Genomic DNA, 14,477 nt, shown 5'->3' with positions numbered 1-14,477 from the left:
AAGCACTCATCTGAGTGCTTTTTTTTGTTTATTTTGCAAAAACGTGATTTCCGATTGTAATCGTAACCTGTTTTTGACGAAGCCATTGATCGCTTGTTTTATCTGGGTTAAAGAAGAATAACGAGCCTTTTCCTTGACCTCTAAACGCTAGTGCTTCATTTACAGCTTTTTTTGCTTCAGCATCCGCTGCTTTATTAATTTCACCGTTTTGTACAGGTGTAAACTGTGTACCTTGATAAATGACATCATGAATAGAGTTTGGGAAAGAATCGCTATCCACGCGGTTTAAAACGACTGTTGCTACAGCCACTTTGCCAGCGTAAGGTTCACCTTTTGCTTCAGCTTGTACAAGGCGAGCTAACAATTCTTTATCGCTTTCGCTAATAGAGTTAGGGATTGTTAATGTTTCATTTGCATTAATAGAGTCGGTAGATTTGTGATTCGCTTCTTTTAACTGTTTAACCGTAACGCCGTATTCAGCGCCAATCTTGTAAAGAGTCTCTCCGGCTTTTACGCGATGGGTTGTTTCAGCGGCATTTGCCCCGTGACTCATGCCGAACATAGGAACGGCTAGTGCTCCAATAATTGCTAGTTTCTTAAACATAAAGTAAGTACCTCCTGAAATCCTTTTGAACGCCCCTTTTATCACGGATCGGTGCGTGCTGTGCACCGAACTTTATATGTACGTTTCAAAGATTAACAGGTGTCAATACATCTTGTCACTGCTTAAAACATACCAATCTAGGAAGATATTATAATAGTTAACAGATAATTTGAAAAATACGTTGACTGATAATAAAGGAGTGAATTATAATGAACGAGTAAATAGTTAACCGTTTAACTGGAGAGATTTTATGGGAGAAAAGATAACGATTCGTGATGTAGCAAAGCATGCAGGGGTGTCTGCAGCTTCAGTATCTTACGTCTTAAACGGAATTAACAAAGTATCCGATGAAACAAAAGAGCGAATTTTAACAGCGGTAAAAGAATTAAACTACGAACCAAATTTAACCGCCGTTAGTCTTTCGAAACAAAAGTCAAATATGATTGGCGTGATGTTCCCGCTTACAGATGATTCACTTTCTACTATATTTAAAGATAACCATTATTACAGTGAAATGATTAGTGGAATTGAATATGTAATCCGTAAGCATGGTTACGATCTAGTCATATCTGGAGTGAGTAGCCCAGCTGATTGCTTAAAATGGATTCGAACGAGAAATATTGATGGTCTTCTGTTTTTAGGAGCCTTCCCGCATCGATTATATGAAAAAATGAAAGCGTTATCGAATCCGATTGTGTTAGTAGATACATATGAAAAGTGCGAACGTGATTATCATCATATTTCGGTAGACGATGAGTATGGAGGATATCTCGCTACAACACATTTAGTGAGTTTGGGGCATAAAGAAATTGCCTTTGTTGCTCATCACCTCGTCAATAGTCCAGTGGATAAAAAGAGGTATATAGGCTACGAGAAAGCATTAAAAGAAGCGGGCATTACACCATCAAAGACGTTTGTTTTTGAAGTGAACGAAAGCTCATTTGATAACGGTTACAATTTAGGAAACAAGCTGCTGCAAGATCATAAGGATATTCGGGCGGTTTTTGCATCCTCTGATACGCTGGCGCTTGGAATTATGAAAGCACTGCAAGAAAAGGGGAAAAGAATTCCGCAGGACTATTCAATCGTAGGGTTTGACGACATCACGTTTAGCAGCTATGCATCTCCAAGTCTAACAACCATTCGTCAAGATGTATTTAACAAAGGAGTCGTCGCCGCGACGTCTGTTATTCAAGCAATCGAACACCGTTTCAGCACGCTGCAGCATGTAAAATTATCGGTTGAACTTGTTATTCGAGATTCGACTGCTAAGCGCGAGTGAACCACAGTAAGTTAACCGGTTAACCAAAGTTTAGCATTGATAAAAAAAGGGGATATAAGTTAGCATTCACAAAAAAAGGGGATATGAAAATGATTAATGTTACAGTATGGAACGAAAATCGTCATGAACAGAAAAATCCGGTTGTAAGAGAAATTTACTCTGAAGGCATTCACGGTGCCATCGCTTCTTTCTTAGAAGAAGGAGGATTTCGTACGCACACAGCAACATTAGACGAAGTAGAACACGGGTTGACTGAAGAAGTATTAAATCAAACGGATGTTTTAGTATGGTGGGGTCACTTAGCGCATGACGAAGTAAAAGATGACATCGTTGAGAAAGTAAAGCAGCGCGTGCTAGACGGTATGGGGCTTATTGTCTTACACTCAGGTCACTTTTCCAAGATCTTTAAAACGTTAATGGGCACAAGCTGCGACTTAAAATGGCGTGAAGCAGATGAAAAAGAGCGCTTGTGGGTAGTAGAACCGAGCCATCCGATTGTGGAAGGTATTGGTGAATTTATCGAGCTTGAGCGTGAAGAAATGTACGGAGAGCACTTTGATATTCCAGCACCTGATGAACTGATTTTCACGAGCTGGTTTGAAGGCGGAGAAATTTTCAGAAGCGGCTGCACGTACAAACGCGGAAACGGAAAAGTATTTTATTTCAGACCTGGACATGAAACATATCCAACATACCATAACAAAGACATTCAGCGTGTCATTATGAATGCTATTAAATGGGCGAAACCGGCAGAGAGAAAACGTCCTGTTTACGGCAATGCGCAACCGCTTGAATCAATCGCAGTTAAAAACTAATGAATAATGCTTAAGCAAAGGGGATAGGAAAGATGGCAAAAGTAAAAATTGGCGTTATTGGGTGCGGAAGCATTGCGCAACACCGTCACTTACCAGAATATAAGATGAATGAACAAGTAGAATTAGTAGCCGTTTGCGATATAAACACAGAACGTGCAAACAGCGTAGCACAGCAGTACGGTGTAAAAGCGTACGCAAACTATGAAGAACTTTTAGCAAGCGGTACAGTGGAAGCAGTGAGCGTATGTACGCCCAATTATCTTCATGCGCCTATTTCGGTTGCAGCGTTAAACAGCGGAGTTCATGTTCTGTGTGAAAAGCCGATGGCAACATCAGAAGAAGAAGCAAAAGCGATGATTGAAGCAGCAAAAACAAACGGTAAAAAACTAATGATCGGACATAATCAGCGCTTTGTAGCTTCTCATCAAAAAGCTCGTGAACTTATTGAAAAAGGGGAAATCGGTAAAATTTATAGTTTCCGTACGGCTTTTGGCCACGGTGGTCCTGAAGGCTGGAGCGTGGACGGAAAAGAAAGCTGGTTCTTCAAAAAAGACGAAGCGTTTATTGGTGCTATGGGGGATTTAGGCGTTCATAAAACCGATATGCTCCGCTACATATTAAATGAAGAAATTGTAGAAGTCGGTGCATTCGTTGAAAGCAATGCAAAAGACTTTGCAAATGTAGACGACAATGCTGTGTGCGTATTAAAAACGGAAAGCGGGATTATCGGGACGCTTGCGGCAAGCTGGGCTTACAATGGAAAAGAAGATAACTCCACGATTGTTTACGGCGAGAAAGGGATTCTTCGTTTAGAGGACGATCCGACGTATTCATTAGTTGCACAATATGCAACGGGTGAAGTGGTGAACTATGAATTAGGAAAAATCCAGTCGAACGATGAAGGCGGACAAAGTAATTCTCACGTCATTGAACAATTTGTAGATGCAGTTGCAGAAGATAAAGAATCTCCGGTTCCTGGTGAAGAAGGATTAAAATCACTTGCTGTTATTTTAGCAGCTTTAAAATCAAGTCAAACGAAACAAATTACGCGCGTGTAAGAGGTGAAAAACGTGAGAATTGGCATAATCGGAGCAGGAGGGATTGCTGTAAGCAGGCATATCCCGGCATTCAAACAACTGGGTGATGAATGTGTGATTTGGGGGCTTAGCGATATTAATAGTGAAAGAGCCACAGAGGTAGCCAATGAACATAATATCCCTCACGTATTTGTTGATTACAAAGATATGTTTAAAGAAGTGGATGCTGTATGTATTTGTACACCTAATAAATTTCACGCCGAGTTTGCAGTAGAAGCGCTAAAAGCAGGCGTTCACGTTCTATGTGAAAAGCCGATGGCGATGTCTAAAGAGCAAGGTGAAGAAATGCTTGCTGCTGCTAGAGAATCAGGTAAGCAGTTAGCGATTGCGTATCACTACCGATTCATGAAAGAAGCGCAGGCTGCGAAAAAAATGATGACAGAGGTAGGGCGTCCATTAGTTGCACGTGTCAGAGCAATGCGTCGCCGTAAGGTTCCCGGTTGGGGCGTATTTACGAACAAAGATCTTCAAGGAGGAGGCAGCTTAATTGATTACGGTTGCCATTTGCTTGATTTAACGCTTTGGCTAATGGGAAACCCAAAGCATACTGAAGTACTGGGAAGTACATATAATGACCTGAGTAAAACGCCTAACCAATTAAATCAATGGGGAGCATTTGATCATGAAACATTCGGTGTGGATGATCATGTAACGGCCTATATTAAATTTGAAAATGGAGCGTCGCTTCTTTTAGAAACTTCTTGGGCTGCTAATATCGAAGATGATGAAGAGCACGTAAGCATATCAGGGGTAGAGGGCGGTTTAAGCGTGTTTCCGTTTGAACTATACACGTCCAAAAACGGTATGCTCATGAACAGTACGTCACCTTGGATAGATGGAGAAGATGATTACAGCTTAAGTCAGGCTAAAAATTTCGTTGAAGCGTGTAAAGGAAATGCTGAATTAGTAGTAAAGCCACAAGAAGCGCTTCAAGTCTCAGCTATTATTGATGAAATATATCGCACAGGGGGAAATTAAAATGAAACTTGGAGTATTCACGGTCTTATTTGCGGATCTTTCTTTTGAAGAGATGTTAGATAAAGTAAAATCAGCAGGTCTTCATGCTGTTGAAATCGGAACGGGAGGCTATCCGGGAAACAGCCATTGTCCGCTAGATGAGCTGCTTGAAGATGAGGGAAAAAGAGAAGCATATATGAAGCAGATAAAAGACCGCGGACTTACAATCAGCGCATTTAGCTGCCACGGCAATCCTATTTCACCTGAGGCAAGTTTTGCAAAAGAATCTGACGAAACGCTTCGCAAGACCATCCAACTAGCATCATTAGTAGATGTTCCAGTGGTTAACTGCTTTTCTGGAACAGCAGGAGATCACGAAGAAGCGAAGTACCCAAACTGGCCTGTTACTCCTTGGCCTAACGAGTATGGAGACGTATTGAATTGGCAGTGGGAAAATAAGCTTGTTCCTTATTGGAAAGAAATTGGAGAACTAGCGGAGGAGCATAACGTAAAAATTGGTTTAGAACTTCACGGTGGATTTTTAGTTCATACTCCGTATACGCTCCTAAAGCTTCGCGAAAAAACAAGTCCAGCGATTGGCGCTAACCTTGATCCAAGTCATTTATGGTGGCAAGGAATTGATCCGGTAGGAGCTATTAAAATTTTAGCAAAAGAAAATGCGATTCATCATTTCCATGCAAAGGATACGTACTTGGACCAGGATAATATTAACATGTATGGACTGACGGATATGCAGCCATACGGAGAAGTCCAAACGCGTGCATGGACGTTTAGATCCGTAGGATGCGGACATGATGTAAAAGAGTGGTCTGATATGATGAGTGCCCTTCGCACATACGGATACGATTATGTAGTCAGCATTGAGCATGAAGATCCAATCATGTCGATTGAAGAAGGATTTAAACGCGCGGTTACAAACTTACAAAGTGTATTAATTGAAGAAACTCCGTCACAAATGTGGTGGGCGTAAGCAAAAAGAAGCATCTCTTAAAAAGAGGTGCTTCTTTTATTTTCGTTGATAAATTATTTGCCTTTTGTTCACCTGAATTTCGATACAAACGGGTGATTGGTAACCCAAAAGCGCCAAGGGTAATCCTTCGCTTCACCAGAATTATCAATGCCAACGCGAGGTCCGGCGGAAATCGCTGAAGGAGTGAAGCCACGAGCAATATAAAGAGGAGGGGTGGTTAAATCATGACCGTACAAATCCATTGAAACCCCTAGTGCTTTTGTTAGTTTCCCAGGACCGTTTGTCCAATTTATTTCATTTTCCATACCTCGACGTCTAGTTTTCATCAAATCTTTTCCGCTAAATGGCTCAATAGCTCGAATGAGGACGCCTTCTGGACAATCGATGTCGCTGCTTACAACATTGAGTAAACAATGTGTATGCATTGTATGCGTATAGGCATGACCAGGAGGACCGAACATTACCTCTGTTCTTTTTGTGCGCCGGTTATTAAAGCTATGAGCTGCTCGGTCGAAAGGCCCTTTATAAGCCTCTGTTTCCACAATAAAACCAGATGCAGCTCCTTCTGCCGTTTCGTGAACAAGAAGACATCCTAACAGCGACTGAGCTAGTTCAAGCGTAGGCTGTTGATAAAACGAAAGAGGAAGTGGTTCAATCGCTAAAAGAGAACGCGTCATTTGCTGTAGTCCATCCTTTCAAAGCAAAGTCATTCACGCTGTTATTGCGCATCTTTTATTATGATGTTTTCTTTGTTATTTTGCAAAGGGAGGGATTGATTCATACAGTAATCTTTCTTACCCACGTTCAAGTATTTATCATGATTCAACTTACTCTATGAAATTATTTTAAAGAAGGGTTTCGTTTTGCACGTGTAGGGGGAATATTTTACTACAATACTTCGCTTTTGCTGCTGGTATGATATGCACAGTTCATCCATATTTTACATGCTTTTAGTTTTAAAAAATAGTGATCCGTCTTTTCTTTATTTTCGTTCTACACATGAAAGCAAAATAAAAAGATTGAATTGTAGAAAGTTCTTTATAAATGGAAATAAAGAAAAAATATCCTTCAAAGAGTATTTAAGGGATTTTAGAACATATTAAAAATAAAATTTATACACTGTGAGGAATAGCTATGAACATCTACTTTGATACATTAACGAATTTATCAATTAAACATATTTTTGGGCCTGCATCTCAAACAATCACCCATCTCACATATCATTCAAAACAAGTTCACGACGGATCCGTATTTTTTAGTATAAAAGGTGAAAATGAAGATGGACATCAATATATTAAAGAAGCTATAGCTAGAGGAGCCGTAGCAGTCTTTGGGACAAGCATCGAGGAGCTTCGTCTTTTGAGCACTCAGTATTCTCACTGTACGTTTTTAGCTGTTGACGACGTTCGCAAAGTAATGGCGTCTTTTTCTAAAATGTATTTTGATTATACGGATGAAAAAATTGAGACAATTGGCGTTACAGGTACAAATGGCAAAACAACCGTAGCAGCTTACGTAAGGTCGCTTTTAACTCTTTTAAAATTGCCAACAGGATCGATTGGAACGACCGGCATTTGGTCATCAAAGCAGAAGTTAGTTTATAAAAAAAGTACGCCTACAACACCTGAGTCGGTAGACTTGCATAAAATTTTTTATGATTTGTATACAAGAGGTGATGAAGCGGCAGTGATGGAAGTATCTTCGATTGCGATTGATCAGCAACGAGTAGAAAATATTTATTTTGATGTAGCCATTCATACAAACTTATCGGAAGAACATTTAGAGTATCATAAAACGTTTGAGCACTATAAAAAATGCAAGATGAAATTATTTCAACAGGCCAAACATGCCGTTATTAATATAGATGATCAGGACATGGGCAAAGACTTAAGCAGGGTATTTGAAGGACCTAAAGTCACGTATAGTTTATTAAATAACAAGGAGGCAACTCTGCAAGCAACAAACATCACCGTCAAAGAAGGAGGCTCTTTCTTTGATTTACTTTATAAAGGACAGTCATACAAAGTAGCAGTGCCTGTATATGGTGATTACAACATTGCTAACGTGCTAGCGGCCATTGGTACAGCTCTTCACTTTGAATACCACATTGAAGATATTATTAGCGTACTTCCTCAATTGGAAAGTCCAGAAGGGCGATTTCAGGTGATAGAAGGTCCTAATAACCAAAAAGTGATTTTAGACTATGCCCATACGCCTGTTGCCCTTACGCGTTTGGTAGAAGAAGTAAAAAAGATGGAGTATAACCAGCTGATTGTCATGATTGCAGGGATCGGCATTCGAGATTTTAATAAAATGCCTAAAATGGCGCGTACCATTGAAGGAAAAGCAGATGAAATTATCGTAACGGTTGATCACCCAGGTTATCATGATCCTAACGTAATTGTAGATCAAGTGATGACAGGTTTTTCGAATCCGAGCGCAAGCAATATTCACCGCGCCCCTACTCGAACAGAAGGAGTATTAAAGTCGCTTTCTTTAGGAAAGGCGAATGATATTATTTTACTTACAAGCGGCTGTATTAACGGCGCTCAGCTTGTAAAAGGAAATGAAATTCCGCATTCAGATGAAGAAATTATTGCCTCTTATTATGCATCGTTAAGCAATATTTCCTGATATTCTTCTTCATTTATTGAACGAACGTGGAGAAATTGAAACATCATACGAAAGAAGGTCTCTTACTGTTTTTAGAGACCTTCTTTTTGCATCAAAACTATAGGCTGTTTTCGCGCTGTGTTTTTGGTTCTTCAATTTTTACATCATGTTCTTTAGCCAGCTTTTTAATAGCTGCATTGTAATCGCGTATACCTTTTCGTGCTTCATCAAGCATAGCGTTTGCCTCAGCAATAAGGTTGCGGTCCTGCTTTTCCAAAGCACTGACAATTTTAATAAAAGCATTATACTGGGTATTGGCAGCCTTTATATAGCCTTCATGAACCTTTCGAAGATCGTCGGTTTCTACATCGATGTTTTCCAGTTCGTCAACAAATTTACGATAGGTAGGAATGACTTCACTCGTCATCGTATCGTACATAACAGCGTCACTTGTGTAGTTAGCGCCTGTAACGGAATCGTATGCGTCAATCGCCTCTTTTTCAAGCTGAGCCGCTTTCTTTAAATCTTGATTGTTATAATCGATTAAATCATCTTGAACAGGATCACTAAAGCAGGCGGATAATAAAAACAAAAGAGGGACAAGACAAAATAAAACTTTCTTCAACGAATTTCACCTCCGTTTAACAATGTATGAAACATCTGCTTGGCAAAGTCTGTTTTAATAACTGGAGAAAAAGAAGGGAGTGTATAAAAGGATTTTTAAAGGTCGACAGTGAATGTATTCATAAGTTGGTTTGTAGTTGACCACCCTTTAGTAGCAGGAAGGAAGAGAAGATGATTAAAATAAAAAGAGACCACTTAACGAACAATGAAGTTATTGAGCTAGTAAGTTCTCACCTTCAAGGAATGAACTTACATTCCCCCCCTGAAAGTATTCATGCTCTAGATATTGAAAGTTTAAAACAACGTCATATTACGTTTTGGAGCGTGTGGGAAGGAAGTCAGCTAGCAGGGTGCGGAGCTGTAAAAGAGTTAGATGAGCATCACGGAGAAATTAAATCGATGCGAACAGCTACCGCTCATTTGCGGAAAGGAATTGCTAGAGAGCTGCTGCAGTACATAATAAATGAAGCGCAAAAACGAGGGTACCGACGCTTAAGCTTAGAAACAGGATCCGCACCTGCTTTTGAACCGGCTAGAAAGCTATACGCCAGTTTTGGATTTTACGAGTGCGAACCGTTTTCTACCTACAAAGAAGATCCATACAGTGTGTTTATGACAAAGAAATTGAATGAGTAAAAGACAGGAAAGAAGGCGCAGATGATTTGTTTATTTGTATGCAAACTGTGCGCGCAAGCAGCTGTCATTTATCCTGTTAGCAAGTAAGCTTTTTAGGCAAAGCCTTTTTAGGAGGCTTTGTTTTGGTCATGATTCATATAAAAAGGTATAAACTAGGTTTTCTCACTAGACAAAAAGGTTTTTCCTATGTAGTATAGGTGTCAGATAATACAAAACGAATGTTCAGTATAAATAATAAATGTACGGGGCGGTGGAAATAGCTTGAATAAAAAAAAGCTTCAAAGTGAACAAACCAAAAGAAAAGTGGCAGATGCCGCTAAAGCATTGTTTTCTCAAAAAGGCTATAAAGCTACATCTATTGAGGAAATTGTAGAAGCTACGGGAAGCAGTAAAGGGAATATTTATTATCACTTTAAAAGTAAAGAAGGGCTTTTTCTTTATTTAATAGACGAATGGGATCTTGAGTGGGAACGAAACTGGAAAGAAAGAGAGTCTCTTTACAAAACAACAAGAGATAAGCTTTTTGGAATAGCGGAGCAAATCATTTTAGATGATTTGAATCATCCTCTTACGAAAGCTGCGGATGAGTTTTTTAACAACGAGGAGAAGGGCAGCGACATCGAAGAGCGAATTGATGAGATGGTGAAACGACACGTGGAGTTTAACCGGGAACTTTTGCAACAGGGCATCGATGAAGGCGAGTTTTCTCATAAAAATGCAGAGCAGCTTGCAGTAATTTTAGAAGGGTTGTTTGTTGGAATGAGCCGCATGTCTCGAAAAACGAGTACGGAAAATGCCCTGCAGCTTTACCATTCAGCAATCGATGTATTTTTAAACGGAATTATAGCAAGGTCTTCTTAAATAAGCGGGGATGCTTATTGCGGCAATGAGTAATCCCTCATTATTTTGTATTTTTATAGACCGAACGTTCAGTATTTTTGTAATCAGGAGGTTTATATGTCATTATTGTTAAGAAATCGAGCGGCGATTTTGCTGCTCATGCTAAATATTTTTATTATCTTTACGGGAATCGGTCTCGTTATTCCAATTATGCCAACCTATATGACGGAGCTTCATATCAACGGCAGCGTGATGGGGCTTTTAGTAGCGGTGTTTTCACTAACTCAATTTCTGTTTTCGCCTTTAGCGGGGCGATTATCAGATTCGTTAGGGAGAAAGAAAATTATTGTAGCGGGAATGATTGTTTTTGCCCTGTCTGAATGGTTCTTTGGTTCAGTGAGTACACCTCTTTTATTATTTGTATCCAGAATGCTAGGTGGGGTCGGGGCCGCGCTTATTATGCCTGCTGTTATGGCCTATACAGCGGACGTGACGTCTGCTAAAGAACGCGCTAAAGGAATGGGCTATGTGACGGCAGCGATTACAACAGGATTTATTATCGGGCCCGGTATTGGAGGCTTTTTAGCTGAATACGGCATGCGCGTGCCATTTTACATGGCCGCAGTAGCAGGAGGCTTGGCTGCAGTGATTACGCTTTTTGTTTTGCCGGAGTCTCGTCCTGTACAAGGTCATGCTGTTTCAAACAATGAGAATCCAAAAGAAGATCGGCTGCTACTGCAGCTTATGAATTCCTACAAAGAACCTTATTTTTTAAGTTTAATTATCGTTTTTGTGACATCGTTTGGATTATCCAATTATGAAACGATCTTTTCACTATTTGTTGATCATAAATTTAGCTTTACGCCAAAAGATATTGCGTTTGTTATTACGTTTGGCTCTATTGCAGGGGCTGTTGTGCAGGTTACGATTTTTGGCTGGATTTTAAATAAATTCGGTGAAAAAAGAGTGATTTCGTTTTGCTTGATGATGACGGGACTTTTTATTTTACTTACACTATTTGTGCACACGTACTGGCTTATTATTGTTGTGACATTTATCGTCTTTTTAGCAACAGATATTTTACGTCCGGCAATCAGCACGCAAATGTCGATGATGGCACAAGACGACCAAGGGTATGTAGCCGGACTAAATTCTGCTTATACAAGTCTTGGTAATATTATTGGACCTGTTGTAGCAGGCTTTCTTTTTGATATAAACATTAATTACCCGTACGTATCAGCTGCACTTGTACTGCTGCTTTGTTTTCTTTTATCTTTAAGAGCAGGAAAGGACCGAAAAACAGCTGTGAGAAATCAAGCGATTCAAGAAAAATGATAGAATTTTTAGGGGATAGAAGACCTCCAGTAGTTTACTGGAGGTCTTTTAATGATGCTTTTAGTAAAGCTGTAAGATTTACAACACCACTCAGCCTATAGCGAAGCTTTATTTTATGGGCAAAACAGTGAAATGGTTGCAAATAAAAAAGGTTAATAGTAAACTTTAAACGTAACAAGAATAGTATGGGAGCTTGCGCGGGGCAGGCTGAGAGTACAGGGGCGCCTGTTGACCATTTGAACCTGTTGGATAATGCCAGCGCAGGGAATGTGAGTACATACCAAAGCACTTTGCGCATGCAAGGTGCTTTTTTGTCTTTTTTTTGCAGTGTTAAAACTAAATGAAAAGAGTGAGAGAACATGGATATTAGTAAAATTTCAGCTCAATTAGAAAAAGTAAGAGATACAAGTCCGCTTGTTCATAATATTACGAATGTTGTGGTAACCAATTTTACAGCAAATGGACTGCTTGCCCTAGGAGCGTCACCTGTTATGGCTTATGCGAAGGAAGAAGTGGCTGATATGGCTCGAATCGCCGGAGCGCTTGTCTTAAATATGGGTACACTGACGGCTCAAGAAGTAGAAGCGATGAGAATAGCAGGAAAATCAGCAAATGAAAACGGCGTGCCGGTTATTTTCGATCCTGTAGGAGCCGGAGCAACACCGTTTCGTACAGAAGTGGCATGTCAGCTTGTAGAAGAATTAAATATTGCCGTTATTCGCGGTAACGCTGCTGAAGTTGCGAATGTAGTAGGCGAGTCATGGCTCATTAAAGGCGTTGATTCATTAGAAGGGCAAGGAGACGTCATTGAACTTGCTGAGAAAGCAGCGAACAAATTAGATACAGTGATTGTTATTACGGGGAAACAAGATGTGATCACCGATGGAAACACAACGTATACAGTAGACAACGGTCACCCGTTATTTACGAAGGTGACGGGTACTGGATGTCTGCTGACATCAATTATAGGAGCTTTCGCGGCTGTAGAAAAAGAATATGTCGAGGCAAGCGTTGCTGCTTTAAGTTTTTACGGAGTGGCAGGTGAAATCGCCGCAGCGAAAAAAGGTGAAGAAGGGCCGGGGAGCTTTCAAATTGAGCTGTTAAATCAGCTTCATCTTTTATCTGGACAGGATATTGAATCATATGCAAGAGTACATCAACGTTAAAAGGAGCGGGAAAATGACAAACGAAGAAATTAAAAAGCTGCTGAAAGTTTATTTTATAATGGGCAGCAATAACTGTACAAAAAATCCGAAAGAAGTATTAAAAGAAGCAATTGAAGGCGGCGTTACCGTGTTTCAATTTCGTGAAAAAGGCGAAGGTGCACTAAAAGGAGAAGCGAAATATCAGCTGGCGAAAGAACTTCAGCAAATTTGTCAGCAGCACAACGTTCCTTTTGTTGTGAATGATGATCTTGACTTAGCGATCCGTTTACAAGCAGATGGCGTTCATATTGGACAAGAAGATGAAAAAGCTCATATTGTTCGAGAAAAAATAGGAAAAGGAATTGTGGGCGTCTCTGTTCATAATGTACAAGAGCTGCAGCAAGCCATAAAAGACGGGGCGGATTATGTAGGAATGGGACCTGTTTTTCCTACTTCTACAAAAAAAGACGCAAAAGCAGTGCAAGGTACAAAATTAATTGAAGAAGTGCGAAACCAGAATATTGACTTTCCAATTGTAGGAATCGGTGGCATCACGCCTGAAAATGCCAAACAAGTAGTAGAAGCAGGTGCAGATGGTGTTTCTATTATTACCGCGATTAGCTTAGCAGCGTCTCCAAAAGAAAAAGCAGCTCAATTGAAAGAAGCGGTAGGAAAATAAAAAAAGCGCACAGTGTGCGCTTTTTTATTATAGCTGAACGGTTTGAGGAGTTTCTTCGCCTTCATTCATAAAGCGAATTTCGTTTGGTGTAATTTCCAGAACAACATACTCAGGGTCATTTGGACCGTCAAACCATTCTTTCATGTGATCGTTCCATATACGTCCTTTTAATTGATCACCGGTACGAAGAACAGCTGTCCCGGATAATTCTAAGTATTGATCGCCATATCCTTCGCCGCTGTAGCCCAATAGTACGTGCACGTTCGGATTGGCTTCGATTTCTTCTGCCTTATGTGTATTGATATTTGTTGGTGTGTAAAGAGCGATACCATCTTCATCGCTGAAAAATGTCATATAGCGAGAGTGGGGTTTGTTGTTTACAACTGTGGCTAATGTTCCTACACGATTTCCTTCTAATACTTCATTTACTTTTTTAGCAATTTTTTGTTCATTCATTTTATCCATCTCCTTTATTACTTTTTATGTTCCTCAATCGAAGATAAATAAAACATACATGTCTAAAAAAAATATAAGTTAACAATAAAATAATTATGTAAACTAATAAATAAAAAAATAAAAAAAGCTAGCTACAGCTAACTAAAAAATAAGCCCGCACTGCCGTAACCCTAAGTGTCTTAAATACCCAGATCTACTAGGTGGGTGCCCTCATAGCCGGGTTTAGCGTCCCAAGAAGGGCGTGCTATCTGCAGCTAAATTTTGAGCTCCCTTTTAACACTCAAAGGTTTAAGACAACATGAGTATACGCACAGCGCAGGTATGTATAACAAATGTAAATAAAATGCCGATATATAAATGTTTTCTAATTAATCAACTTTCATCGTACAAGAAATGATTATAA

Annotated in this window: 15 protein-coding genes, 1 other RNA gene and 1 riboswitch; of the genes, 11 read left to right on the top strand and 5 right to left on the bottom strand. The window is 39.8% G+C overall.

The window, feature by feature from the left end:
- Positions 1-28: 28 nt before the first annotated feature.
- Positions 29-604, bottom strand: coding sequence for a cell wall hydrolase (locus ACXAE4_RS17245; RefSeq protein ID WP_028408694.1), 576 nt, complete (start codon positions 602-604; stop codon positions 29-31).
- 250 nt (positions 605-854) lie between these two features.
- On the opposite strand from ACXAE4_RS17245, the gene ACXAE4_RS17240 reads away from it, so the two are divergent.
- The 5 genes from ACXAE4_RS17240 to ACXAE4_RS17220 all read left to right on the top strand — a co-directional run bounded on the left by ACXAE4_RS17240 (position 855) and on the right by ACXAE4_RS17220 (position 5,746).
- A complete protein-coding gene (locus tag ACXAE4_RS17240; RefSeq protein ID WP_028413518.1) occupies positions 855-1,886 on the top strand; it encodes a LacI family DNA-binding transcriptional regulator in 1,032 nt (343 codons plus the stop codon).
- 89 nt (positions 1,887-1,975) lie between these two features.
- Positions 1,976-2,701 carry a ThuA domain-containing protein gene (locus ACXAE4_RS17235; RefSeq protein ID WP_028413517.1) on the top strand — a complete coding sequence of 242 codons (726 nt, stop codon included), beginning with the start codon at positions 1,976-1,978 and terminating at the stop codon, positions 2,699-2,701.
- Positions 2,702-2,733: 32 nt separating this feature from the next.
- Positions 2,734-3,759: a Gfo/Idh/MocA family protein gene (locus ACXAE4_RS17230; protein WP_028413516.1), complete on the top strand. Its 1,026-nt coding sequence runs from the start codon at positions 2,734-2,736 to the stop codon at positions 3,757-3,759.
- Between the two features lie 12 nt (positions 3,760-3,771).
- Entirely contained in the window at positions 3,772-4,776 is a 1,005-nt protein-coding gene (locus ACXAE4_RS17225) for a Gfo/Idh/MocA family protein (RefSeq protein WP_033578852.1), read from the top strand.
- Position 4,777: 1 nt separating this feature from the next.
- Positions 4,778-5,746: a sugar phosphate isomerase/epimerase family protein gene (locus ACXAE4_RS17220; protein WP_028413514.1), complete on the top strand. Its 969-nt coding sequence runs from the start codon at positions 4,778-4,780 to the stop codon at positions 5,744-5,746.
- Between the two features lie 68 nt (positions 5,747-5,814).
- On the opposite strand, the gene ACXAE4_RS17215 is transcribed toward ACXAE4_RS17220, so the two are convergent.
- Positions 5,815-6,423: a DNA-3-methyladenine glycosylase gene (locus ACXAE4_RS17215; protein ID WP_028413513.1), complete on the bottom strand. Its 609-nt coding sequence runs from the start codon at positions 6,421-6,423 to the stop codon at positions 5,815-5,817.
- A 457-nt stretch (positions 6,424-6,880) separates the two neighbouring features.
- On the opposite strand from ACXAE4_RS17215, the gene ACXAE4_RS17210 reads away from it, so the two are divergent.
- The gene (locus tag ACXAE4_RS17210) at positions 6,881-8,380 is read left to right on the top strand and encodes a UDP-N-acetylmuramoyl-L-alanyl-D-glutamate--2,6-diaminopimelate ligase (RefSeq protein WP_028413512.1); all 1,500 of its coding nucleotides are present in this window, start codon (positions 6,881-6,883) and stop codon (positions 8,378-8,380) included.
- Positions 8,381-8,477: 97 nt separating this feature from the next.
- Here ACXAE4_RS17210 and ACXAE4_RS17205 read toward each other — a convergent pair whose 3' ends face one another.
- Entirely contained in the window at positions 8,478-8,984 is a 507-nt protein-coding gene (locus ACXAE4_RS17205; protein ID WP_013082979.1) for a hypothetical protein, read from the bottom strand.
- 173 nt (positions 8,985-9,157) lie between these two features.
- On the opposite strand from ACXAE4_RS17205, the gene ACXAE4_RS17200 reads away from it, so the two are divergent.
- From ACXAE4_RS17200 to thiE, 5 genes are all read left to right on the top strand, one after another.
- Positions 9,158-9,619, top strand: coding sequence for a GNAT family N-acetyltransferase (locus ACXAE4_RS17200; protein WP_223546665.1), 462 nt, complete (start codon positions 9,158-9,160; stop codon positions 9,617-9,619).
- A 261-nt stretch (positions 9,620-9,880) separates the two neighbouring features.
- Positions 9,881-10,480 (top strand): TetR/AcrR family transcriptional regulator, encoded by a 600-nt coding sequence (locus ACXAE4_RS17195; protein WP_028413510.1) that lies wholly within the window; start codon positions 9,881-9,883, stop codon positions 10,478-10,480.
- Between the two features lie 96 nt (positions 10,481-10,576).
- Positions 10,577-11,794 (top strand): MFS transporter, encoded by a 1,218-nt coding sequence (locus ACXAE4_RS17190; protein WP_028413509.1) that lies wholly within the window; start codon positions 10,577-10,579, stop codon positions 11,792-11,794.
- A 175-nt stretch (positions 11,795-11,969) separates the two neighbouring features.
- Positions 11,970-12,078: riboswitch (TPP riboswitch) on the top strand.
- A 75-nt stretch (positions 12,079-12,153) separates the two neighbouring features.
- Entirely contained in the window at positions 12,154-12,960 is an 807-nt protein-coding gene (gene thiM / locus ACXAE4_RS17185; protein WP_028413508.1) for a hydroxyethylthiazole kinase, read from the top strand.
- Positions 12,961-12,973: 13 nt separating this feature from the next.
- Complete coding sequence (thiE, locus tag ACXAE4_RS17180) at positions 12,974-13,618, top strand: thiamine phosphate synthase (protein ID WP_098112552.1); 645 nt, start codon at positions 12,974-12,976, stop codon at positions 13,616-13,618.
- A gap of 27 nt (positions 13,619-13,645) precedes the next feature.
- On the opposite strand, the gene ACXAE4_RS17175 is transcribed toward thiE, so the two are convergent.
- Positions 13,646-14,074, bottom strand: a complete 429-nt coding sequence (locus ACXAE4_RS17175; RefSeq protein ID WP_013082985.1) for a pyridoxamine 5'-phosphate oxidase family protein — start codon at positions 14,072-14,074, stop codon at positions 13,646-13,648.
- 147 nt (positions 14,075-14,221) lie between these two features.
- A non-coding RNA gene (gene ssrS / locus ACXAE4_RS17170) (6S RNA) lies at positions 14,222-14,399 on the bottom strand.
- Positions 14,400-14,477 lie beyond the last annotated feature (78 nt).

The organism is Priestia sp. ABM2_011, from assembly GCF_056158845.1.
This window is presented reverse-complemented; position numbering and strand designations above follow the sequence as displayed.